27 protein-coding genes, 1 tRNA gene and 5 pseudogenes are annotated in these 21,566 nt (G+C 61.6%); 16 read left to right on the forward strand and 17 right to left on the reverse strand.

The window, feature by feature from the left end; genetic code table 11:
- Nucleotides 1-13 precede the first annotated feature (13 nt).
- On the forward strand, nt 14-208 hold the full coding sequence (locus tag ACN6NG_RS08710) for a hypothetical protein (RefSeq protein ID WP_197898253.1): 195 nt from the start codon (nt 14-16) through the stop codon (nt 206-208).
- Between the two features lie 131 nt (nt 209-339).
- Here the strand turns inward: ACN6NG_RS08710 and ACN6NG_RS08715 are convergent, their stop codons facing one another.
- Nucleotides 340-1,245: a LysR family transcriptional regulator gene (locus ACN6NG_RS08715; protein ID WP_063422707.1), complete on the reverse strand. Its 906-nt coding sequence runs from the start codon at nt 1,243-1,245 to the stop codon at nt 340-342.
- Nucleotides 1,246-1,343: 98 nt separating this feature from the next.
- Here ACN6NG_RS08715 and ACN6NG_RS08720 point away from each other — a divergent pair, with 98 nt between their 5' ends.
- Nucleotides 1,344-2,105 (forward strand): sulfite exporter TauE/SafE family protein, encoded by a 762-nt coding sequence (locus ACN6NG_RS08720; RefSeq protein ID WP_016498893.1) that lies wholly within the window; start codon nt 1,344-1,346, stop codon nt 2,103-2,105.
- A gap of 1 nt (nt 2,106) precedes the next feature.
- On the opposite strand, the gene ACN6NG_RS08725 is transcribed toward ACN6NG_RS08720, so the two are convergent.
- From ACN6NG_RS08725 to ACN6NG_RS08740, 4 genes are all read right to left on the reverse strand, one after another.
- Complete coding sequence (locus ACN6NG_RS08725) at nt 2,107-3,531, reverse strand: GGDEF domain-containing protein (protein WP_474313520.1); 1,425 nt, start codon at nt 3,529-3,531, stop codon at nt 2,107-2,109.
- 138 nt (nt 3,532-3,669) lie between these two features.
- Nucleotides 3,670-5,499 carry an SLC13 family permease gene (locus tag ACN6NG_RS08730; RefSeq protein WP_063422709.1) on the reverse strand — a complete coding sequence of 610 codons (1,830 nt, stop codon included), beginning with the start codon at nt 5,497-5,499 and terminating at the stop codon, nt 3,670-3,672.
- A gap of 225 nt (nt 5,500-5,724) precedes the next feature.
- Complete coding sequence (locus tag ACN6NG_RS08735; RefSeq protein WP_016498896.1) at nt 5,725-6,117, reverse strand: glycine zipper domain-containing protein; 393 nt, start codon at nt 6,115-6,117, stop codon at nt 5,725-5,727.
- Between the two features lie 73 nt (nt 6,118-6,190).
- The gene (locus tag ACN6NG_RS08740; RefSeq protein ID WP_063422710.1) at nt 6,191-6,376 is read right to left on the reverse strand and encodes a hypothetical protein; all 186 of its coding nucleotides are present in this window, start codon (nt 6,374-6,376) and stop codon (nt 6,191-6,193) included.
- A 224-nt stretch (nt 6,377-6,600) separates the two neighbouring features.
- On the opposite strand from ACN6NG_RS08740, the gene ACN6NG_RS08745 reads away from it, so the two are divergent.
- The gene (locus tag ACN6NG_RS08745; protein ID WP_353456202.1) at nt 6,601-7,761 is read left to right on the forward strand and encodes a GGDEF domain-containing protein; all 1,161 of its coding nucleotides are present in this window, start codon (nt 6,601-6,603) and stop codon (nt 7,759-7,761) included.
- Between the two features lies 1 nt (nt 7,762).
- On the opposite strand, the gene ACN6NG_RS08750 is transcribed toward ACN6NG_RS08745, so the two are convergent.
- On the reverse strand, nt 7,763-8,053 hold the full coding sequence (locus ACN6NG_RS08750) for an RcnB family protein (RefSeq protein WP_016498899.1): 291 nt from the start codon (nt 8,051-8,053) through the stop codon (nt 7,763-7,765).
- 116 nt (nt 8,054-8,169) lie between these two features.
- Between ACN6NG_RS08750 and ACN6NG_RS08755 the strand changes: the two genes are divergently transcribed.
- The gene (locus ACN6NG_RS08755) at nt 8,170-8,520 is read left to right on the forward strand and encodes a hypothetical protein (RefSeq protein ID WP_016498900.1); all 351 of its coding nucleotides are present in this window, start codon (nt 8,170-8,172) and stop codon (nt 8,518-8,520) included.
- 127 nt (nt 8,521-8,647) lie between these two features.
- Nucleotides 8,648-9,469, forward strand: coding sequence for a class I SAM-dependent methyltransferase (locus tag ACN6NG_RS08760; protein ID WP_474313524.1), 822 nt, complete (start codon nt 8,648-8,650; stop codon nt 9,467-9,469).
- Here ACN6NG_RS08760 and ACN6NG_RS08765 read toward each other — a convergent pair whose 3' ends face one another.
- The 4 genes from ACN6NG_RS08765 to ACN6NG_RS08780 all read right to left on the reverse strand — a co-directional run bounded on the left by ACN6NG_RS08765 (nt 9,470) and on the right by ACN6NG_RS08780 (nt 12,611).
- Nucleotides 9,470-10,237 (reverse strand): SDR family oxidoreductase, encoded by a 768-nt coding sequence (locus ACN6NG_RS08765; protein WP_474313527.1) that lies wholly within the window; start codon nt 10,235-10,237, stop codon nt 9,470-9,472.
- Between the two features lie 36 nt (nt 10,238-10,273).
- Nucleotides 10,274-11,341, reverse strand: coding sequence for a phosphotransferase family protein (locus ACN6NG_RS08770; protein ID WP_197898244.1), 1,068 nt, complete (start codon nt 11,339-11,341; stop codon nt 10,274-10,276).
- A 185-nt stretch (nt 11,342-11,526) separates the two neighbouring features.
- Nucleotides 11,527-11,844: an SCP2 sterol-binding domain-containing protein gene (locus ACN6NG_RS08775; protein WP_016487959.1), complete on the reverse strand. Its 318-nt coding sequence runs from the start codon at nt 11,842-11,844 to the stop codon at nt 11,527-11,529.
- 56 nt (nt 11,845-11,900) lie between these two features.
- Nucleotides 11,901-12,611 (reverse strand): histidine phosphatase family protein, encoded by a 711-nt coding sequence (locus tag ACN6NG_RS08780; RefSeq protein ID WP_063422717.1) that lies wholly within the window; start codon nt 12,609-12,611, stop codon nt 11,901-11,903.
- A 198-nt stretch (nt 12,612-12,809) separates the two neighbouring features.
- Between ACN6NG_RS08780 and sohB the strand changes: the two genes are divergently transcribed.
- Together sohB and ACN6NG_RS08790 are read left to right on the forward strand one after the other, a co-directional pair.
- Nucleotides 12,810-13,829 (forward strand): protease SohB, encoded by a 1,020-nt coding sequence (sohB, locus tag ACN6NG_RS08785; RefSeq protein WP_016498905.1) that lies wholly within the window; start codon nt 12,810-12,812, stop codon nt 13,827-13,829.
- A gap of 154 nt (nt 13,830-13,983) precedes the next feature.
- A tRNA-Cys gene (locus tag ACN6NG_RS08790) sits at nt 13,984-14,057 on the forward strand.
- Nucleotides 14,058-14,159: 102 nt separating this feature from the next.
- On the opposite strand, the pseudogene ACN6NG_RS08795 reads toward ACN6NG_RS08790, so the two are convergent.
- Nucleotides 14,160-14,335, reverse strand: a pseudogene (locus tag ACN6NG_RS08795) (integrase); the annotation flags it as partial.
- Between the two features lies 1 nt (nt 14,336).
- On the opposite strand from ACN6NG_RS08795, the pseudogene ACN6NG_RS08800 reads away from it, so the two are divergent.
- Nucleotides 14,337-14,561: pseudogene (locus ACN6NG_RS08800) on the forward strand (hypothetical protein); the annotation flags it as partial.
- Nucleotides 14,562-14,610: 49 nt separating this feature from the next.
- On the opposite strand, the gene ACN6NG_RS08805 reads toward ACN6NG_RS08800, so the two are convergent.
- The gene (locus ACN6NG_RS08805; RefSeq protein WP_474313530.1) at nt 14,611-14,754 is read right to left on the reverse strand and encodes a hypothetical protein; all 144 of its coding nucleotides are present in this window, start codon (nt 14,752-14,754) and stop codon (nt 14,611-14,613) included.
- A gap of 66 nt (nt 14,755-14,820) precedes the next feature.
- Here ACN6NG_RS08805 and ACN6NG_RS08810 point away from each other — a divergent pair, with 66 nt between their 5' ends.
- The 7 genes and pseudogenes from ACN6NG_RS08810 to ACN6NG_RS08840 all read left to right on the forward strand — a co-directional run.
- Complete coding sequence (locus tag ACN6NG_RS08810) at nt 14,821-15,003, forward strand: hypothetical protein (protein ID WP_063422729.1); 183 nt, start codon at nt 14,821-14,823, stop codon at nt 15,001-15,003.
- Nucleotides 15,004-15,165: 162 nt separating this feature from the next.
- A complete protein-coding gene (locus ACN6NG_RS08815; protein WP_474313532.1) occupies nt 15,166-15,336 on the forward strand; it encodes a hypothetical protein in 171 nt (56 codons plus the stop codon).
- Nucleotides 15,333-15,551 carry an entry exclusion lipoprotein TrbK gene (trbK, locus tag ACN6NG_RS08820; RefSeq protein WP_279923728.1) on the forward strand — a complete coding sequence of 73 codons (219 nt, stop codon included), beginning with the start codon at nt 15,333-15,335 and terminating at the stop codon, nt 15,549-15,551. The genes ACN6NG_RS08815 and trbK overlap by 4 nt, the downstream gene beginning before the upstream one ends.
- A gap of 120 nt (nt 15,552-15,671) precedes the next feature.
- The gene (locus ACN6NG_RS08825; protein WP_197898241.1) at nt 15,672-15,869 is read left to right on the forward strand and encodes a hypothetical protein; all 198 of its coding nucleotides are present in this window, start codon (nt 15,672-15,674) and stop codon (nt 15,867-15,869) included.
- 353 nt (nt 15,870-16,222) lie between these two features.
- Entirely contained in the window at nt 16,223-16,585 is a 363-nt protein-coding gene (locus ACN6NG_RS08830; RefSeq protein ID WP_474313535.1) for a VOC family protein, read from the forward strand.
- A gap of 323 nt (nt 16,586-16,908) precedes the next feature.
- On the forward strand, nt 16,909-17,271 hold the full coding sequence (locus tag ACN6NG_RS08835) for a hypothetical protein (RefSeq protein ID WP_063422742.1): 363 nt from the start codon (nt 16,909-16,911) through the stop codon (nt 17,269-17,271).
- Between the two features lie 205 nt (nt 17,272-17,476).
- Nucleotides 17,477-17,957, forward strand: a pseudogene (locus tag ACN6NG_RS08840) (putative metallopeptidase); the annotation flags it as partial.
- A 100-nt stretch (nt 17,958-18,057) separates the two neighbouring features.
- On the opposite strand, the gene ACN6NG_RS08845 reads toward ACN6NG_RS08840, so the two are convergent.
- From ACN6NG_RS08845 to ACN6NG_RS08855, 3 genes and pseudogenes are all read right to left on the reverse strand, one after another.
- Entirely contained in the window at nt 18,058-18,378 is a 321-nt protein-coding gene (locus tag ACN6NG_RS08845; RefSeq protein ID WP_049277011.1) for a hypothetical protein, read from the reverse strand.
- Between the two features lie 28 nt (nt 18,379-18,406).
- Nucleotides 18,407-19,126, reverse strand: coding sequence for an SOS response-associated peptidase family protein (locus ACN6NG_RS08850; RefSeq protein WP_353456263.1), 720 nt, complete (start codon nt 19,124-19,126; stop codon nt 18,407-18,409).
- Nucleotides 19,127-19,304: 178 nt separating this feature from the next.
- Nucleotides 19,305-19,427 (reverse strand): annotated as a pseudogene (locus ACN6NG_RS08855) (LysR family transcriptional regulator); the annotation flags it as partial.
- A gap of 10 nt (nt 19,428-19,437) precedes the next feature.
- Between ACN6NG_RS08855 and ACN6NG_RS08860 the strand changes: the two are divergent.
- Nucleotides 19,438-19,535, forward strand: a pseudogene (locus ACN6NG_RS08860) (LysR family transcriptional regulator); the annotation flags it as partial.
- Between the two features lie 6 nt (nt 19,536-19,541).
- Here the strand turns inward: ACN6NG_RS08860 and ACN6NG_RS08865 are convergent.
- Together ACN6NG_RS08865 and ACN6NG_RS08870 are read right to left on the reverse strand one after the other, a co-directional pair.
- Nucleotides 19,542-20,906 carry a sensor histidine kinase gene (locus tag ACN6NG_RS08865; protein ID WP_474313537.1) on the reverse strand — a complete coding sequence of 455 codons (1,365 nt, stop codon included), beginning with the start codon at nt 20,904-20,906 and terminating at the stop codon, nt 19,542-19,544.
- Nucleotides 20,903-21,565 carry a response regulator gene (locus ACN6NG_RS08870; protein WP_474313539.1) on the reverse strand — a complete coding sequence of 221 codons (663 nt, stop codon included), beginning with the start codon at nt 21,563-21,565 and terminating at the stop codon, nt 20,903-20,905. Before ACN6NG_RS08870 ends, ACN6NG_RS08865 begins: the two co-directional genes overlap by 4 nt.
- Nucleotide 21,566 lies beyond the last annotated feature (1 nt).

A 21,566-nucleotide genomic window follows, 5' to 3' on the forward strand; every position in this document is an offset into this window, starting at 1 on the left:
AGTCGATACATCAATGGAATACAAGAAAGGCACTTCAGCCATGCTGGAGTGGCGTAGCCGTTTTCTTGCCGAAGGCGCACTTGATGAGCAGGGATATGACCAGGCATTGCGCGATGCCCTGGTGCTGGAACAGGCCGGAGTGATCAGCACGGCGGAGTGGATCGAGCTGGTCAAGCTGGCAAACACCGCGTTGCTGGTTGTGCGATAAGTCGTTCTTTGCGTTGGGAAATCTGTCCACAAAAAACGTGGGTAGGTCTGTGGATAAAGTGCTGTAAGCCAGGCCCGCGGCGGGCTCTGTTAAATTGAGCAGAAATTGAACAGTCATTTCAGGGGGCTGTTTCAGCAGGCGAGGCCGGCGCGGCGCAATGCCGCTAGCAGGTCGCGTACCCGCGCTGGCAACTCACCGGCAGGGTACACGGCATGCATTTGCGGGTCCTGGCCGTTGCTGGAGGTCAGGCGGTATTGCGGGCACACCCGGACTAGCCGCCCGGCCTTGACCTGCGCTTCGCCAACCCAGGCAGCCAGGCGGGCGATGCCTGCCCCGGCCAGGGTGCTGTGGTACACCGCGTCACCGGAGTCCAGGCGTAGCCTGGGCCTGGGGCGCAGGCTGGTAATCTGGTGATCGCGGCAAAAATGCCAGGCCTTGAGAATGCGCGGGGCGGTGTGCAGGATCAGCGCATGCCCTTCGAGCTCTTCAGGATGCTGTGGTGTGCCGGCCAAGGCCAGGTACGCCGGGCTGGCATACAGGTGGCGCTGGTAGGCCCACAGCGGGTAGCCGATCAGCTCGCTTGATTGCGGAAAGGCCCCACGCACCACGAAATCGAACTTGCCTTGCAGCGGGTCGAGGGTTTCGTCGCAGTACCTTACGTCCAGGGTGACTTTGGGGTGGCAGCGGGAGAACTCGGCGAGCACCTGTGGCAGCACATGCTCACCCAGCAGTTGCGGCACGGCAAAGCGTATCCAGCCCTCGGCACTGCCACTGAGCGCGGCCAACTCGTCGGCCGCATCACGTTGCACATCCAGCAAGCGTTCGGCATGGGGCAGCAGGCGCTCACCGGCTTCGGTGAGAGTGACGGCGTTGGCGTTGCGGTTTAGCAGCTTGCTTCCGGCGTTGTCTTCAAGGGTTTGCACCGCACGGGTTACCGCGCTGGGTGAGCGCCCCAGCGCGCGGGCGGCGGCCACGAAGCTGCGCTTGTGTGCCACGCTGACGAACGCCTGGATTTCCCGCAACATGTCCAATGCCATTGCCTGCTCCTTGTTGCAGTTTTTGCAATATGGCATTTCAACACAAGCGCAGCACTTTGATTAGCCTTGCTGGGGTCTTCTCTGCCTGGAACCGCGTCATGATGGATGTTGCTGTGCTTTCTGTGTTCGCCTTTGCCGCCGGGCTGATCGACGCCGCAGTGGGGGGCGGCGGGCTGATCCAGATCCCGGCCTTGTTCAACGTGCTGCCCACCGCGCAACCAGCGGCGTTGCTCGGCACCAACAAGCTGGCGTCTGTATGTGGTACGGCCTTCGCGGCGCGCTCGTTCATTCGCAAGGTGACGCTGGACTGGGGGCTGATCGTGCCGGCAGCGCTCAGCGCCTTTGTCATGTCGTTCGCAGGCGCGGCCACGGTATCACTGGTGCCGCCCAGTGTGATGCGCCCGGCAGTGCTGGTGATGATCGTGCTGATGGCCATCTACACCTTCTGCAAGAAAGACTTCGGCACGCTGCACAAACCCGCGAAGATCGGCCGCAAGGAGCAGTGCCTGGCGGTGCTGATCGGTGGCGCGATCGGTTTTTACGATGGCCTGTTCGGCCCGGGCACCGGCAGCTTCCTGATCTTCCTGTTCATCCGCTTCTTCGCCTTGGACTTCCTGCACGCCTCGGCCTCGGCCAAGGTGGTGAACATTGCCACCAACCTGGCGGCGCTGGTGTTCTTCGTGCCCTCGGGCAACGTGCTGTATGCCATCGCCCTGCCCATGGCGGCGTGCAACGTGCTCGGGGCCCTTACCGGCACCTGGCTGGCAGTACGCAAGGGCGCAGGCTTTGTGCGCGGGCTGTTCCTGATACTGCTGTGCGTGCTGATCGCCAAGCTGTCCTGGGACTTGCTGGCCGGTTGAGTCACACCACCTGGCGCTGCGCTTCGGCCTGCTCCACACGGTTGCGGCCATGGGCCTTGGCCCGGTACAGCGCCTGATCGGCGCTTGCCAGCAACGCGTCCAGGCTGGGGGCCGGGATATTGGCGTCGCAGCCGGCCAGGCCGATACTCACGGTAATCTGCAGGCGCTGGTCGGCCTGCACCACGTGCAGGTCCTGTACCGCGCGGCGCAGGCGTTCGGCGGTGAACTTGGCGCGTTCTGGCGCAAGGCCCGGGAGGATGACGACAAACTCCTCGCCGCCCAGGCGCGCGAGCAGTTCATCGTTGTGCAACTGGTCTTGCAGGGTGCTGGCGAACTGGCGCAGCACCTGGTCACCGACCCCGTGGCCATGGGCATCGTTGATCGACTTGAAGTGGTCGATGTCCAGCATCATCAGGGTCAGTGGCAGTGCCTGGGCATGCTGCTGGCGGCTGTCCAGCAGCGCGTTGGCGCGGCGGGTGAAAGCACTGCGGGTGAGCACGCCGGTCAGGTGGTCGATGGTGGCCTGGTGCGCCAGGCGGGCCATCAGGCTGCGGTTCGCCTGGCTGACGCAGGCCACCACCAGCGGGCCGAGCACCAGCATTGCAATGCCCATGCGGGCCGACATCAGCGTGGTCACCCCGGGCTCGCTTTGCGGCACGCTGAAGTGCATGAGGTTTTGCGCCACCGCCACAATCAAGGTGCTGCCGGCGGTGAGTGTCAGCAGCGAAACCATGAATGGCGAGTAGGTCCAGGCACACCACAGCAAGGCGGCAATCGGGAAGGCGATGGCACCGGGGCCGCCAAAGACAATGCTGACCGCCAGCGAGACCAGCAGCACCAGCAGCGGCGCCATGCGGATGGCCTGGGCGCCTCCGCGCACCAGGGCCCGTACCGAGGGCGCGGTGAGCAGCACCGGCAGCACCAGCACGCTGGTCGAGAACTGTTCGCTGAACCAGGCCAGCCAGGTGGCGCGCAAGGATTGCTCGAACCAGGGTGCAGCCATGACCGCTGCCATGCTGGCCGCCACCATGGCGGCGGCGGCACAGGCGGCGAACACGCTGAGTACGCCGTGCGGGGTGCGCATGCGCCGGTGCAGCCGTGGCAAGCGCGACAGCAGCTGCCAGAGGGTTACTACCACAGCAAGATTGCACAGGTTGAACCATAGGGCCGGCCCCCAGGCACTGCCACACAACAGGTCGGCGCCGACCATGGCCAGCCACACCAGGCTGAAGCCGGTCAGGGTGGCCTGGCGGGGGTAGCGCAACAGTACGCCGGCCACCACAGCGTTCACTGGCCAGAACAGCGACAGCGATTCGATCGGGCGTGCCAGGATGCCGCCCAGGGTGAGGGCAAAGGTCAGACAAAGCAGAACGACATAAGGCAACAAGCGCGATTGGGCTGGAAAAACCATGAACTCGACCGGCAAGCGGAAACGAAATCCAGGACAACGCCTTGAAGCACCTGGGGCAATAACCCGCAGTGTGTTTCGTCAGGCCAGTTGATGTCAATCTGCCGCGATCGGCCGAGATAATGTCAAATTGCCTCTAATCCTTGTTGCTTTCCTTTACAACCCGAAGAACCACGGCACCATCACGACGGTGACCACCATCACCAGCACGGTGAACGGCACGCCGATTTTGACGAAGTCGGCGAAGCGGTATTGCCCCGGCCCCAGCACCAGTGTGTTGACCGGCGATGACACCGGCGTCATGAATGCCGCCGATGCGGCCAGGGCCACGGTCATGGCAAACGGGTAGGGTGACATGCCCAGTTGCGCGGCGGTACTGACAGCTACCGGCGCCATCAATACCGCAGTGGCCGTGTTGGAAATGAACAGGCCAATCACCGCCGTGACGGCGAACAGGCAGGCGAGAATGGCACTGGGGCCGGCGCCACCCAGCACGCTGACCAGCCCGCCCACCGCCAGGTCGATACCACCGGTTTTTTGCAGTGCCTGGGCGAACGGCAGCATGCCGACGATCAGCACCAGGCTTTGCCAATGAATGGCCCTATAGGCGCTGTTCATGTCGATGCAGCGGCCGGCGCCCATCAGCAGGCAACCGATCAAGGCCGCGATGACATTGGGCACGGCACCGCTCACCATCAGCCCGACCATCACCGCCAGGCTAAGTAACGCCTGTGGCGCGCGGGTGCGGGCTGGCGCGACCTGGTCGATCTCGGCGGGCAGGCTCAGTACCAGAAAGTCCTTGGGCTGGCTTTGCAACTGGCGCACGGCCTTCCACGGGCCGACCACCAGCAAGGTATCGCCAAGGCGGAGCTTTTCTTCCACCAGTTGCTCTTCGATAGCGGCCTGTTCGCGGCGCAGGCCGACCACGTTGAGGCCGAAGCGGGTGCGAAAGGCCAGTTCGAGAATGCTCTTGCCGATCAACTGCGAGCCTGGCGGCAGCGAGACCTCGGCCATGCCCAGCTCCTGGGACTGATCGATGAAGTAGGCTGCCTTGAAGTGCAGGGGCTCCAGTTGCATGGTCTGGCACAGGCTGCGCAGATCGTCGCGGTTGGCGAACAGGTCAAGCAGCAGCACGTCGCCCTGGTGCAGTACGGTGTTGGAGTCGGCGCCGATCACCCGTGTGGTGAACTTGTGCTGGCGCTCGATGCCGATCACGTTGGCGCCGTGCCGGGTGCGCAACTCCAGCTCGCCGAGGGTATGGCCGATCAGCGGTGAATCAGGGCGTATGCGCAGGCGCCGTTCACGGCCGTTGAGCTTGTAGTCCAGCACCAGGTCCAGCAGTGTGCGGCGGGTTTCCACGCGGCCGTCCTTGCGTACTTCGCCGTTCAGCCAGTGGCGGGTCAGCAGCATGTAGCCGATGCCCAGAACCAGCACCACCAGGCCGAACGGGGTAAAGCTGAAGAAGCTGAAGCCCGCTTCGCCATTGCGCACCAGCTCGCTGTGCACCACCACGTTGGGCGGCGTGGCCACGAGGCTGAGCATGCCGCTGATCAGCCCGGCAAACGCCAGAGGCATCATCAGGCGGCTGGGCGACAGCTGCAGGCGCGCGGCAATGCTTAGCACCACCGGGATGAAAATGGCCACCACGCCGGTGGAACTCATCATCGACCCCAGCCCGGCCACGGCCACCATCAGCAGCACCAGCAGGCGTGTCTCGCTATTGCCGGCCCGCTCGCTCATCCATTCGCCAATACGGTAGGCAATACCGGTGCGCACCAGGCCTTCGCCGATCACGAACAGGGCGGCGATCAGTACCACGTTGGGGTCGCTGAAGCCGGCCAAGGCCTGCTCCACGGTGAGGATGCCGAGCAGCGGCAGGGCCAGAATCACCATCAGCGCGACCACGTCCATGCGTGGGCGATTGATGATGAACAACGCGACGACGATGGCCAGCAGGCCGAGGACCCAGAGCAGATCTTGGTTCATGGGGAGGGGGTGTTCCTTCACACGGGGCACGATAGACAGTAGCAGCCAGTGTGCCAGCTTGTGATGAAGGGGGTGTTGATGTGCTGCAACAAAAAGGGCCGCGATGCGGCCCATCGCCGGCAAGCCAGGCTTCCAAAGGATTGCACATGCCTTGCGGCCCAATGCGGTCGAGGTGGGAGCTGGCTTGCCGGCGATGGGCTGCGCAGCAGCCCCTGAGTCAGGTAATCAGTGACGGTGACGGCGGTGCTTCTTGCTGCCGCGGTTGTCGTCACCCAAGTGGTTGCCGAGGGCGCCACCGGCTGCGCCGCCCAGGCCAGCACCGACGGTGGAGCCGGTCTTGCCGCCCACTGCGCCGCCCAGCAGCGAGCCGCCAGCCGAGCCCAGGCCACCGCCGATGGCGGCTTCGGTACGGTTGCCCTTGCGTGCACCTACCGCACTGCCGGCTGCGCCGCCCACGCCGGCACCGATGGCCGCGCCGGTCTTGCCGCCGAGTTGTTGACCGACAACGTTACCCAGGACACCACCCAGGCCGCCGCCAATGGCGGCAGTACCGTCACCGGCGAAAGCGCCTTGGCACAGCAGCAGGCCGAGGGCAAGGGAAGGCAGAGTCAGACGCATGATACGAACCTCAAAGGAATCATCAGGTTAAGTTGCCGCGCAACGGGCGGCAGGTCAGGGGGGCAAAGACGCTTCAGCGGTAGTCGCGGTCACCGCGGTACTGACGATTGTCATCGTCATCGCGGTCATGCCGATGGTGGTGGCGGTGGCCACGGTCGCGGTCACGCCAGCCATCGTCGTCGTCATGGTAGCGATGGCTGTGGCAGCCTGCGGTCAGCAGGAATGCAGCAATCAGCGAAAGGCTTGCAAGGCGGGTCATCACGATATAGGTCCTTGATCCGCAATGGTTTACGGGACACTTCCTGAGACTGGGAATGATCCATTTGGTTTCCCGGGCGGGCAAAAAATTGTCGCTGCGGTGATGAGCGGCGTGCTTGCAGGCTGTTGTTCTGTCCCATTCGGTCATGGTCGCGCGGGCAATGCCCCTCTAAACTGTGGGGCAAGCCGCAGCCAAGACGGCAATCTGCCACTCGGTGAATCACGATGATCGCCCATACCCCCACGTTGTTCGCCGCCGTTGCACTGGTCGCAACCATTCTGGCCTTCTGCCTGTTGCTGGTCGGGCGCAGCAACCGCCGTGACAACCTGCTGCTCACAGGTTGCGGGCTGTTGGTGCATGCGCTGGCTTATGTCTGCTACACCGTCTATGCCCAGGCCCCGCTGTGGGTCAGCTACGGCCTGGGCAACAGCTTGCTGTCGCTGGCCCTGGCGTTCTACACCGCAAGCCTGTTCCGGGTGCGTGAGCAGGTGGTGCCCTGGCGTGTCATTTTCGTCATCCCCGGCTGCATGCTGGTGGGGCTGATGCTGCTGCTCGATACGCTGGAGCCGCGCATGCTGCTGGCGACGCTGGTATTGATGCTGCAGTGCTCGCTGATCCTTTACTGGGCGTGGCGCCATGCCGAGCGGCCGGGCAGGGCCCACCTGCTGCTGCAGATCGGTGCGTTGATCAGCCTGGTCGGCCTGGGCATGCGTGTGGTGGCGGTGGCCAATGGCACGGCGGTGGAAATGCGTTACGACACCAGCAACCTGAAGCAGAGCATTTCCGTGGCAATCGGCACGGCGACGGTGATGATGTATTCGATCGGGCTGGTGCTGATGGCCAAGGAGCGCAGCGAGTCCCGTTTGCAGCACCTGGCCCTGCACGATGTGCTGACCGGCACATTCAACCGCAGGGCGATACTGGAACGGTTTGCCGTGGCGCTGGACCATGCTCGCCAGCAACAGGCCAGCCTGGCCGTGGCAATGATCGACATCGACCATTTCAAGCGCATCAACGACCTGTATGGGCACCTGGCCGGCGACGAGGTGCTGTGCCATTGCGTGCGCCAGTTGCAGCAGCGGCTGCGCCAGGGTGACAGCCTGGGCCGTTATGGCGGTGAGGAATTCTTGCTTTTGCTGCCGGGCACTGACCGCAGTGGCGCGATGGCTGCGCTGCAAGGGCTGCGCGAGGCCATTGCGCGCAGCCCGGCGCGCTTTGCCGGTGACCAGATCGAACTGCGCTTCAGCGTCGGCTTGTGGTGTGGTGTGCCGGGCCCCGAAGACAGCACCGCCAACCTGCTGGCCCAAGCGGATGCTGCGCTGTACCAGGCCAAGGCCGCCGGGCGCAACACGGTGCACATGGCGGCGTTGATCCAGGCGGGATGAATCAGGATGCCGGCTGAATCGCCAGCACTACCCCGTTGGTGATCTGCACCAGCACGTAGTGGTCACCCATGCGTACCCAATGGCTTTCCTTCTCCGGTGCTGGCAAGCCTTTGGCTTTCCAGTCCTTGATGGCCTCCTCGTCGCGTTTGTACTGGTCCGGGGCCTTGTCGCCCACTTCAAGCGTGCGATTGTGGGTTTCCGGGGCGGTGATGCTTTCTTCGCTGGAGGGCGCGGCGCTGACTGCCAGAGGCAGGCAGGGCAGGGCGGCGAGTAGCAGATAGTGAAGCTTCATGTGGTGCTCCTGATGGCGGCATACCTTATCTGCGACAGCGGCATGCGCGTGACAATTCACTCGCGATGCCCGCCAGTGCTAGAGTCGCATCTTTTTCAATACCCTGAGGATGGAACATGCGTGCGATTCTGCCGATGGCCGCAGCGCTGATGCTGGTCGGTTGTGCTTCTGCGACCATGGAGACGGCCCGCGGCGGCAAGCCGACTGCGCAGCTCGATTCGCACAAGGCGCCGGAGCTGGTGGCCCAGTGCATCCAGTTCAGCTGGCAGGAAGAGAAGGTGTTCGGCGACGATGCCAGTGGTTACCTGGAACCCCGCAAGCAGGGCGGGTTCACGGTGTATACCCGTGAGGCCGAGGCGTTTGTGGATGTTTACCCCCAGGCGGGCGGGGCGCGGGTCGACTACTACGCGCAGAAGAATGACGGCGTGGCGCTGCAGCGCCGGGCAGCGGCGGCTACCTGCCTGTAAGGGCCAGGGCAGTCCAGTTGTTTGCTCGGTGGGTGTTTTTCGGGCTTTACAATTTTTAGCAAGGCAGGGGTGTCGCGGGGAAGTAGGTGACGGCTAGCATGAGCCGTCACCACTCAAGGAAGACACCATGGACTGCTCACTGCAACTCAACCGCACCAGCTGGGACGAACGCGCCCCGCTGCACGCTGCCTCCAAGGAATACGAAGTCGATATTCTGGTCCAGCGCCCCGGGCACCTTTCCGAAACCGTCCGCTTCGACCTGCCTTTGCTTGGCGACATCGCCGGGCTGAACACCGTCCACCTGCAGTGCCACATCGGCACAGACACCTTGTCGCTGGCACGCCTTGGCGCCAAGGTCTGCGGCCTGGATTATTCGGCGGCTTCGCTGGCGGAAGCGCGGGCACTGGCCGAGCGTTGCGCGGTGCCGATTGAGTATGTCGAGTCCGACGTCTATGCCGCCGACAAGGTACTGCCGGCAGGCACGTTCGACCTGGTCTACACCGGTATTGGCGCGCTCTGCTGGTTGCCGCGCATCGAGCCGTGGGCGCGTGCGGTCGCTGCGCTGCTGAAGCCTGGCGGGCGGTTGTTCCTGCGCGATGGGCACCCGATGCTGATGGCCATCAACGAAGACCACCAGGACCGCCTGCAGCTCGAATACCCGTATTTCGAGCACGAAGCGCCGACGGTGTGGCACAACGACCAGACCTACGTCGAGACCGAACAGCGCCTTGCCCACACCGAAACCCACGAATGGAACCACGGCCTGGGTGAAGTCGTGACTGCCCTGCTGGCGCACGGGCTGCAATTGACGGCACTGGTCGAGCACCAGAGCATCCCCTGGGAGGCGCTGCCGGGGCAGATGCTCAAGGGCAGCGATGGTGAGTACCGCTTGCGCGAGCAGCCTGCACGCTTGCCCCTGAGTTACACCTTGGTGGCGGTCAAAGCCTGATCAGGACAGGTAGCCGCCGTCGACGTTGAGTGCCGTGCCGGTGGTGTAGCTGGAGGCATCGCTGGCCAGGTACAACACCGCGCCGGCCATTTCCTTGGGGTCGGCCACGCGTTTGAGCGGAATCTGCTGCAGTGCGGCCTTCAGGATGGCGTCGTTCTTCACCAGTGCAGAGGCGAACTTGGTGTCGGTCAGGCCCGGCAGCAGGGCGTTGCAGCGAATGCCGAACTGGGCGCACTCTTTGGCGAAGACTTTGGTCATGTTGATGACTGCCGCCTTGGTCACTGAATAGATACCCTGGAAGTGGCCGGGGGACACGCCGTTGATGGACGCCACGTTGATGATGCTGCCGCCGCCATGCTCGCGCATCAGCTTGCCGGCTTCCACCGACATGAAGAAGTAACCACGGATGTTCACGTCCACGGTCTTCTGGAAGGCATTCAGGTCGGTGTCCAGCACGTTGCAGAACTGCGGGTTGGTGGCGGCGTTGTTAACCAGGATGTCCAGGCGCCCGAACTGTTCGCGGATGCCGGCAAACACCTGCTGGATCTGTTCCATCTCACCGATGTGGCAGGCCACCGCCGTCGCCTTGCCGCCCGCCGCGGTGATTGCCTCGGCCACCTGTTGGCAACCGTCGAGCTTGCGGCTGGAAACGATCACATGCGCCCCTTGCTGGGCCAGCAGGTGGGCGATGGCTTCGCCGATGCCGCGGCTGGCGCCGGAAACAAAGGCAATCTTGCCGTCGAGGTCGAACAGGTGGGTCTTGGACATGCTGTTTTCCTTGTTATCCGTCGTCGTGGGCGTTGTTCAGAGGCTGGACTTGGCTATGACCTGCAAACTCATCTGCTCCAGCAAGCGGTTCATGTGGATGAACTGGGCGAAACGCTTGTCCTGGGTCTGGCCGTGGAAGTAGCGGTAGTAGATTTGCTGGACGATGCCGGCCAGGCGGAACAGGCCATAGCAATAGTAGTAATCGAAGTTGTCCAGCGGGATGCCCGCGCGCTCGGCGTAGTAATCTACGAACTGGCGGCGGGTGAGCATGCCCGGCGCGTTGCTCGGCTGGCGGCGCATCATCTGCACCGGCGCCGGGTCGTCGGCCTCGATCCAGTAGGCCAGGCTGTTGCCCAGGTCCATCAGCGGGTCGCCCAGGGTGGCCATTTCCCAGTCCAGCACACCGATGATGCGCATGGGGTTGTCGGCGTCGAGGATCACGTTGTCGAAGCGGTAATCGTTGTGCACGATGGCGGGCTTTGGATGGTCGGCGGGCATTTTGTCGTGCAACCAGGCCGTCACCTTTTCCCAGCGTGGGGCATCGGGGGTCAGGGCTTTTTCGTAGCGGCTGGTCCAGCCCTCGATCTGGCGCTGCACATAGCCTTCCGGCTTGCCCAGGTCGGCCAGGCCACAGGCGTTGTAGTCCACCTGGTGCAACTCGACCAGGCGGTCGATAAAGCTTTTGCACAGGGCCTCGGTGCGGCGGGCGTCCAGGTTCAGCTCGGCGGGGATGTCCGAGCGCAGGATGATGCCCTTGACCCGTTCCATGACGTAGAATTCGCCGCCGATCAGGCTGCTGTCGGTGCAGTGCACATACGCCTTGGGGCAGAAGGGGAAACCACTGTTCAACTGGTTGAGGATACGGAACTCGCGGCCCATGTCGTGAGCCGACTTGGCCTTTTGCCCAAATGGCGGGCGGCGCAGCACGAAGTCCCGGCCGGGGTAGCTGACCAGGTAGGTGAGGTTGGAGGCCCCCCCGGGAAACTGGCTGATGCGCGGCAGGCCGTCCAGGCCGGGGATGTTGGCCTTGAGGTAAGGGTCGATGACGGCCGCGTCGAGTTCTTCGCCGGGGCGTACCTGGGTGGACTGGTCGGTGAGCGTCATGCGTTTTCCTTATTCTCGATCGCAAGGACTATTGGCTAATCTAATGGCCTGACGGCGCTGGAACAAGCGTGCCAAGTGCCATATAGGCGAGGGTGTTGCAGGTCGATCACTGCACCGAATGCAGGGCAAAAAAAAACCGAAGCCGCCACGGCTTCGGTTTTTCGATCATCCGGTGTACCCAGCCCTCAGGACGGGAACAGCTCGCTGAGTTTCATCGACAGCATCATGTCGCCTTCAACGCGCAGCTTGCCGCCCATGAAGGCCTGCATGCCGTCGGTTTCACCACTGACGATGCCCTTCAGGGTTTCGCTGTCCATCACCAGGGTGCAGTTGGCGTCCGGGTTTTCGCCTTCCTGCAGATCGCAGGTGCCGTCTTTGACGATCAGCGCGTATTGCTTGCCTTCGTCGGTGATGTTGAAGCCGAACACCAGGTCCAGGCCGGCGGCAGCGGATGGGTTGAACTTCTCTTGCATCTTTTTGACGGCATCAGCTACGGAGGTCATGGCGCATTCCTTATAGAGTTATTTACACGTCCCCGCAGGGACACAACAAACCGGGCTCATCGATAGGTGACAAGCTCCGGTACCCTCAACAGCTGCACATGGGCCTGGCTGTTGAAGGAGGCCAGTGCCACGTCGCGGCCGCGGAACTTCAGCTGGCTGAGCGACGTGTTGATGATCTGCCAGTTCAGCGCGAACGCCTGGCTGGGGGTAATACGGGTAACCAGGTGGAGCAGGGCGGCGATGGTGCCGCCCGAGGTGAAGATGGCGACATTGTCGCCGCTGCCGGCGGCATCCAGCACGCGCTGCAGGCCACCTTGTACACGGTGGGTGAACGCCTGCCAGCTTTCCAGGCCATCGTCGGCATGTTCGCCCGCGTGCCAGCGCTGCACCATCAAGGCGAACAGGCGCTGGAACTCGCTGCGGTGCTGCGCAGCATTGCGCAGGATGTGCAGGGCATCGGGTTCTTCTGGCAGCAGCCCGGGCAACAGGGCGCGGATGACGCCATCGGCATCGAACTCATTGAACGCGGCGTCGGTCTCAACAGCCGGCGCCGGGCAGCCGCTGGCATGCAAGGCCTCCAGGGCCAGGCGTGCGGTATCCTGCTGGCGGCGCAGGTTGCCTGCCACGCAGCGGTCCAGCCGAATACCCAGTTGGGCCAGGTGCTCACCCAAGGCCTGGCTTTGGCGCACGCCCACGGGCGAGAGGACGTCGTAGTCATCGGCACCGAAGGAGGCTTGGCCATGTCGGATCAGGTAGAGGTTGCCCACGAAAGGTTCCGGCCTGTTTGGAGGTTGCTGCGAGGTTAGGATGCAGCACACGGGCTGTCAACGAAAAAACATACAAGCGTTTGAAAAGGTTGTTTGAAAGGTGTTGCCAGCGTTTACACCGGCTGGCAGCGCCTCAGGTGCAGCGGTATGCTTGCAACAGTTACGCGCCGCTTTGGCGCAGGTATTTAAGGAGTCAACGTGGAGTTTCTTGCCGAGTACGCAAGCTTTCTCGCCAAAACCGCCACCCTGGTCATCGCTATCCTCGTGGTGCTGTCGGCCATCGCCGGGTTGCGCAGCAAAGGGCGGCGCAAACCGGGTGGGCAACTGCAGGTCACCCGCCTGAACGAATTCTACAAGGACCTGCGCGAGCGCCTGGAGTCCGGCCTGCTCGACAAGGCCCAGCTCAAGGCCTTGCGCAAGCAGCAGGCCAAGGCGGAAAAACAGCAGAAGAAAGGCAAGGCCGAGGAAAAGGGCCGGGTCTTCGTGCTGGACTTCGATGGCGACATCAAAGCCTCTGCCACCGAAAGCCTGCGCAACGAAATCACCGCGCTGCTGACCCTCGCCACCCCGCGTGACGAAGTGGTGCTGCGCCTCGAAAGCGGTGGTGGCCTGGTGCACAGCTACGGCCTGGCTGCATCGCAACTGGCGCGCATTCGCCAGGCGGGCATCCCGCTGACCGTGTGCATCGACAAGGTGGCCGCCAGCGGTGGGTACATGATGGCCTGCATCGGCGAGAAAATCGTCAGTGCGCCGTTCGCCGTGCTGGGTTCGATCGGGGTGGTGGCGCAGTTGCCCAACATCAACCGCCTGTTGAAGAAGCACGACATCGACTTCGAAGTGCTGACCGCCGGCGAGTACAAGCGCACCCTGACCGTATTTGGCGAAAACACCGACAAAGGCCGGGAGAAGTTCCAGGAAGACCTGGACATCACCCACCAGCTGTTCAAGGATTTTGTCGCCCGCTATCGCCCGCAACTGCATATTGATGAAGTGGCCACAGGAGAAGTCTGGCTCGGCGTTGCCGCACTCAACCGCCAGTTGGTGGACGAACTGCAGACCAGCGACGAGTACCTCAGCGCCCGCGCGCGCAACGCCAATCTGTTCCACCTTCACTATGCCGAACGCAAGAGCCTTCAAGAGCGAATCGGCATGGCTGCCAGCGGCACGGTGGAGAACACCGTGGTGGGCTTATGGAGTAAACTCAGCCGCCTGCGCTAACACCTTGAACCCGTTGAAATTTTTTTTCGTTCAGGGGGTTGCAAGGTGAAAGGAATGAAGACATAATGGCGCCCATCGAAACGCAGCAAACTTTGAAAAAGTTTCAGCGTTTCAAGGAGATAGCAAAGCGCAAGCAGCTAGATCCGACCTTTGAGGCCGAGTAGCAAAGTGGTTATGCTCCGGATTGCAAATCCGTCTACGCCGGTTCGATTCCGACCTCGGCCTCCACCATTCGAAAGCCCCGCAGATTAACGTCTGCGGGGTTTTTATTTGCGCGTCAGAAAACCCAATCATTTCCGCATAATCAGGCATCGTTTCCGCATCAGGTCGTTATTTGGTCGGGCTGACGACCTCGCCGACTCGGCGGTAGACCCGCTTCGTGATCTCTTCTTTGGAGTGGCCCAGCAGCCTGCTGGCGTGGCTATGTCCTCGATTTCCGAGGCCGCCTTCGGTCTGATATCGCGGAACTGCAACTGCCGAACTGAGGCGGCCAGGTCAGCGTTGCCGAATGACGGCACTCGTATTGATGTTCGGGTGAGGTTTTGCCAACCTGGTGGGACGCAGATGTTCTTGGGGATTTATGCCCGGTGAGGGATGGCTTTATACGAAGAGGCATTCACCTCTCAGCCAGGCGAGTCGATGACGAGGATGCTTGCTAGGGGAGTGGCTCAAGCTCGTCGCATCGCTGCCGAGGGCGCTCCTGCCGCCGATCTTCTCGCCGCCTCGAAATAGAGGGAGAGGGGTTACAGCTGGGTGGGAGTGCAAGTGTACTCCTGGCGCGTTACGGCTGACGTTTAAGGGGGGGGCCGAAGTCCTCAAGGAACACGGTGATCGTGTCCAGCCGAGGTGCGCCGGTGATCACCAGCTTCGTTACCATCGAGCGCTCAACCTTCAGCGGCTTGGTCGGTTTGTTTTCTGTGGGCATGGGGATACCTCGGAGCCTGGCAAGCCGGGCTACGCTGAATGTTTCATTGGTAGAGGAGGTCCGGAGATGACTACAAAGTTCGTCTGCCAGAACTGTGAGAAAGAAACGGAAGCAGAGCTGGATCACGATGAAGAATTGAACAGGCAGGCCTTCTACTGCCAGCACTGCGGGGCAAAGCATGTTTCGGTGATGGAGTCGCGTGCACCCGGCGGTCCGGTGGAGATGCAGTTCCGAGTTGTCGAAGACTAGGCTGCAACAGCCCGGGCAGTGGCTGATCGCCAAGGAGCCGCCGTCGCCGGAGAGGCGTTATCATTGAATAGGGGAAGGCGCTGGCTGATGGCACGGCGCCACGTTTTGCGGAGGGTGGGGATGTTTGTTATAACGCCCGGCCATTTCACAGGAAGGAACCTCATGAAACGCACCATCATTGGCTCAGCCATCATCGCCATTGCTGCCCTGTCCCTCAGCGGGTGCTGGGAGTCCGAGGAAGAGAAGAAGGCGCAGGCACAGCAGGACGCCAGCGAGAATCTCTGGAACATCACTCCGCCTGATGAGAGCCAGGACAAGGGGTTCAAACCGTGAAGTCATGCCTTGCCTCAATCCTCGCTGCGGCACTCGTTATGAGCTTGGCGGGCTGCAAAGAAGACGCCGTCGACACGGCAGCCTATGAGCCGACTAGCGAACACTGTCAGCCCGACTACCTGAAAACGCTTCCAGACAACAAGGCCCGCGAAGACCTGGTCGAGAAGTGCATGACCGGTGGCTCGTACAAGAAGTCAGAGCCGAAGACCTGGTAACGTCCGGTCTTCGTCAGTCAGCGCCGCCTCATCAGGCGGCGTTTTCGTATGTGGGGAAGGCGCTGGCGTGCAGCGCTGCTGTTGTTATGCTTCGCCGCTTACCAAAGAGGGAGAGTGGTAATGCAGTTGCGTGAAAGACTTCGGGCGTTCCAGCTATGGTTCAACCCGAAACGCAGACGGTGGGCTGGGGTGACCCTGATCACGCTTGGGGTGATTGGGATGTTTCTCAACCCGCAAAGCCGGTGGACCCTGGTGCTGGGAACTGGAATCTACTGGTTCTTCACGGCCCTGCCGCCCACACTCGGCGGCAAGCGTTGAGGTGCTGGCGGGCAGCGCCGGAGGGTCAGGCGGCGATCGGAAACTCTTTGCCCAGGGCCTGCTGAACTGTCGCGATGGCGCGGCAGAGGTAAGCCCAGTCAGGGTTCGGCTCCATGGCGCCAGGTCTTCGAGGTACACACTGATCGGGTCGAGGCCGTGCACCTCGGTGATCAGCCGCTTGGTGACGGTCGATGTCTCGACGTTCATGGCTTTGTCCATGCATGCACCGCCCTCCGTGGCCGGATGCGGCATGGTGGCAGTGTGAATGCCGAAAAATTGATTTGGTCTGTGGCTGTTAGAGGTGAACAAGACTGCGTCGTGTTAGATTGCGTGCATCAAACAAGGAGGTTTAGATGAGCCAGAGCAGAGACAGCAAGATCGATAACATTGAGTTCAATGTAGCGAGCATTGAGCGCAGCAAGGCTTTCTACGGTGAGGCCTTCGGCTGGAGCTTTGTGGACTATGGCCCCAGCTACACAGAATTTAGCGATGGGCGTCTTACTGGTGGTTTTACGACCGGGGAGCCCGTGCAGCCCGGAGGCCCGCTGGTGATCTTGTATTCAACTGAACTCGAAGAGTCGCAACGTAAACTTGTTTCGGCGGGCGCCCGTATCAGTCGAGAAATATTCTCTTTCCCTGGAGGGCGGAGATTCCACTTCACCGACCAAGATGGATACGAATTGGCTGTTTGGAGTGCCGATATTCCAGAGGTTTAGATTTGCCCCCGATGGCTCTATGCATGCGCCGCCCTCCGTGGCCGGATGCGGCATGGTGGCAATTTGGTTTGGTTTGGGATGGGGTATTAGGGGTGACCGGCATGGGGCCGGGCATCGTCAGAGCCATCATCGCCTCCATTGGGTACGAAGGTGGCGCCAGGCCCGATGTCGAGCAGGTCGCATACCCGGTTGATGATCTTTTGCCTTCGACAAACATCGCCAAAATCCCCAGCCATAGAGCTGGGCTTGTTCGTTTTAGGGATTTACTTGAGGTGGGGCCAGACTGGTAGAATTTGCGCCCCTTGAACCTTGAGATGGATCTTATGCGACAGTTTTTGGCAATGACTTTTGGGGGGCTAACCCCGAGCTACTTCGCTCGGCAGTTATTCTTCGGCGCGCTCTTTGGGGCTTTTTTCATTTACATGAAATCACGCGCTCCACTAGGTATTGATTTCGCAACGGTAGCCATCTCGGTGGTGAGTACCTTGCTCTATCCCTATTCTCGATTTGTGTACGAGAGCGTGGTGGGCTTCATCATGGGCCGCAACATGTTCTTCGTGAATGCGCTGCTGATGCTGTTTATCAAAGTGATGACGATGTTCATGTGCTGGTTCCTGGCGATCTTCATCGCGCCACTGGGATTGCTGTACCTCTACTGGCATCACAGTAGACAGCCTTCCAACTAAATCCTCCGAGCCCAGCCTAGCGCTGGGCTTTTTCGCTTATGCAGATGACGCTGAAAGTGCAGTATGAGAGGGGCAGGGCGGCCGGAGCGAAAAGCGAAGAGGTCGCAACGCTGTTTAAAGGGCCGTCCCCTGCTGATCACAGGCACCCTAACACGGCTTCAGCGCCGGTCATCCGCACCCATTCATGAGCGCGGCCAAGTACCGGCTATGGGCATCGTCCGGATTCGCTAAGCAGGGGGGGTAGTTCTCGGCCAGGCCGAGCAGCTGATGTTCCGCGCAGGCGGGTGGCAAAAGGCTCGGCAAGAGCAGCAGATGCGGGAATGGTTTGGAGACGAGCCGACCTACCTCATCACCCTGGCCGCCGACTACTGCGCCCAGTGCTCCGACGCTGAGTTCTGCGCCCTCGTCGAGCACGAGCTCTACCACATCACCCAGGCAACCGATGAGTACGGCGCGCCCAAGTTCACCCAAGACGATTTGCCCAAGCTCTACCTGAGCGGCCATGACGTCGAAGAGTTCGTTGGTGTGGGCCAAGCCACGACGTACAGCAGCTGATCGACGCTGCAAGCCGGCCGCCTGAGGTGGCCAAGATCAACATTGCGAGGGGCATGACCCAACCAAGTACGCCGGGCGGGGCCGGTTCGATTCCGACCTCGACCTCCAACATTCGAAAGCCCCGCAGATGAAAATCTGCGGGGTTTTTCTTTGTGCGCTGAAAAACCTGATCGTGTCCGCATCAGCCCTCCACTGGGCAGGGCTGAATGGCTATCAATCTGCAGGTAGCATTTAGAGCTTGTATTGAATGGTGTAGGACGCATCGGTTCTCGGTTCTATCGTAATAGGAATACCGAAGAGCTTCCCTCGACAATCACTGACAACACAGCGATACACCGTTCCCTGCTGAAGCTGGGCCCATAAGCCTTCGTCATGTATCGCGATACCTAGTACACGGTTGTTCGGATCCTCTCTGACCTGAGCAACGTAGTGGTCCAGGTCGCACCCGAACTCGGCAGTGGTAAACTCTGGATCAAAGCCGATCAGCACACCGTGCCTTTTCAGATCGTCCCTGATACGCTCAATCACGTCGTCTGCTTCTTGTTTTAGCATGATCGTTATCTCGCGGTGCTTGTACTCATCAAAACTCTAGCTGACCCTGATGATTTTCGTTGTTCATCGGTGTAATCAACGACTCACCCTCATTCCTCACATTTCCTACCGCCTTACCGACCGGATACCACCGGAATTGCGCAGCTGGCATGCAACCTTGCTCCACGATCGTCGCAGCCCGCTGCGGCGATGTGGTTGGGTCGATCCATTCCCGCGCGAGCTCAGGGGGCAACACCAAGGGCTTCCTGTCGTGGATGTCGATAAGTCCCTGATCCGCTGCTGCGGTGATGATCACAAATCCGTCGCGCTCGTCTGGCTCGGTGCTCTGGTGCACTTCTGCAAGCGCAGCGAAATAGAGCGGGGCGCCGTTGGCGCTTGTGATGTAGTACGGCTGCTTGCGCTTCGGATCCGCTGGGTCTGGTATCCACTCGAACCAGCCGTTCGCCGGCGCCAGGGCTCTACCACCTGGCCACAGGTCTTTAAAGAATTTCCCTGTTAGCACCGTTTCAGCCCGGGCATTGATCGGGTCCGGCCGCTTCCCCTTCGCCCAAAACGGCGACCACCCCCACTTGACCCGATCTACGCTGAGTCCATCGTCGACCGGGCGGATGATTTCGACGCGTGTCGACGGTGCCACGTTGAAGCGGTTGATTGGCGCGTGGTCGTAGCCATTGATCACCACCAGGTCCAGCGACAGCTGGCGCAGGTAATGATCCATCGACTCATAGATCGAATATCGTCCGCACATTTTCCCACCTCTCGCCCGTCAGATTTTTCATCACTCAGGATTTACAGGGCAGCCGATGCCAGATTGGTTGTATATAAATACAGTTTTCGTTGGGCCTTTCGCACTGTGGCGAGAGACGTCTTGCTCATTCGCGGGTTGGTCGGGCGGGTCAAATTCAGACGGCTTGAACGTCGATGACTCAGTGCTTGTAGAGTAACGCGTCAACTACAACGCCGAACGCTGATGAATGTTCATGGCGATTAGGATAGTAGAGATGGTAACCGGCAAAGGGTTGGCACCAATCTTCCAACACCAACACCAACACCAACACCAACAGCAGCGTGCCGATCCTGCGTGCGGCCGTGGCGGGATGTGGCTTGGGTTTCCTGCCGAGCACATGGTGGCGAAGGAGCTAGCGGCGAGTATGCTGGGGAATTCAACCCACCGGAAACAGCAAGGTGGCGGCTAGCCCGCCGCTTGCTCGATTATGCAAACGCACCTGCCCGCCCATCCGGTCAACGATGGTCGCCACGATGGAAAGCCCCAGGCCTGCACCATTGGGACTGTTACGGCTGTAGAAACGCTCGAATACGCGCGACAGGCTGGCCTCATCGATACCCGGCCCCTCGTCCTCGACGACCAGCTCGACGTGATTCTCCAGGCGCCTGAGTGACACCGTGATGCGGCCAGCGGGCGGTGAATGCTCCACCGCGTTCGACACCAGGTTCTGCAGGGCGATGCCCAGGGCGCCGGCATCGATTGTCAGGTGATGGTCGCCTTCACCGATATCCAGCGAGGGCTCCAGGCCGCGGTCCAGGATCCACGGGGTCAGGTCGGCCAAGGTCTCGGTGATCACTTCGGCCAGGTCGATCTCAGTACCGGCTCGCTGCCCCAGCCTTGGCTCGACACGGGCCAGCGTCAGCAACTGATTGACAACCCTGGTAAGCCGGTCCACCCCACCCATCAGAAAGCCCAACGCTTTGTGTCGCTCGGCCTCGTTGCTGGCCTCCAGCGCGTTCTGCGCGTGCAGGCGGAGGACGGCCAAGGGTGTGCGCATTTCGTGGGCGGCATCGGCAATGAACCGATGCTCACGCCGCAACAGGTCCTCGATCTGCGCCAACAGGCGGTTGATGGCGGCCTGCATGGGCTCCAGCTCCGAGGGCAGAGGCATCAACTGCAACGGCTCTAGCGAATCGGCGTGACGCCCACGGATGATGTTGGCCATGTTCTGCAACGGCCGAAGTCCCCAGCCGATAGCAGCCCAAACCAGCAGTGCCAACACCAGGCTGCCGAGCAGGAACGGGAGCAGGGTGTGGCGAACGATGCGATCGATCAAGTCGTAGCGCACATCGTCACGCTCGCCCACCCAGATCACCCAGTGTCGTTCCGGCACCGGCAGCACGAAACCGCGCCATTGCTCGCCACCACTGGAAAAGTCGTAGAAACCGGGTACCGTCGGTGGAGGTTCGATGGTCGGCGCACTGGGTGTGTGCACCAGCAGGCCAGCGCCGTCCTGCCAGACCTGGAATGCCAGCTTGCTCTCGTAGGGGTGGCCTACCCGATGGTGGCCCGCCTGGGCCAATGCCTCGTTGAATGCCTGGTACATTGCTTCACGCGAGCCACTTTGCACCGGCAGGCTCATGACGCCCTGCAGCAAGCGAGCGTTTTGAGCCAGGTGCGCGTCATACACCTCGTTAATTTCGTGGCGGCTGTCGTGATAGTTATAGAGCGCCAGCAGGCCGGTCCCCAGCAGCAGCAACAGCATCACCCGCCACAGGGTGCGTTGGCGCAGCGAGCTCATGCCTTGGCCTCGACCAGATAGCCAATGCCGCGCACCGTACGGATCAGCCCGTTGAACAGCTTTTTGCGCAACTGGTAGATGTTCACCTCCAGCGTATTGCTCTCGGGTTCCTCATCCCAGCCATACAGCAGCTGGGTCAGGCGTTCGCGGGTGAAAACCTTGCCCGGCTGCGCCAGCAACTCGTGCAACAGCATGTATTCCTTGGGGGTCAGCACCACTTCAACGCCGTTGTAATGAACTTGCTGGGTAGCTGGGTCGAGGCTGACGCCGGCATGCTCGATCATGACCTTGGCGCGGCCGGCGCTGCGCCTGAGCAACGCGCGCAAGCGTGCCTTCAGCTCGTTGAGGTCGAACGGCTTGACCAGGTAATCGTCGGCGCCGGCATCGAGGCCGGTGATGCGATCATCGAGGGCATCCCGTGCGGTGAGAATCAGCACCGGGAGGCTGTCGCCGCCGGCGCGTACCCGTCGCAGGAGTTCAATGCCATCCATGCGCGGCAATCCAAGATCCAGGATCACCAGGTCGAAGCTCTCGTGCTGCAACGCATGCAAGCCACTGACACCGTCCCGCAACCAGTCGAGGGTGTAGCCCTGCTGGCGCAAACCGTCGCAGATCCCCTCTCCCAGTGCGATATCGTCCTCAACCAGCAAAAGCCGCATG

This window comes from Pseudomonas sp. TSO6 (assembly GCF_056098905.1).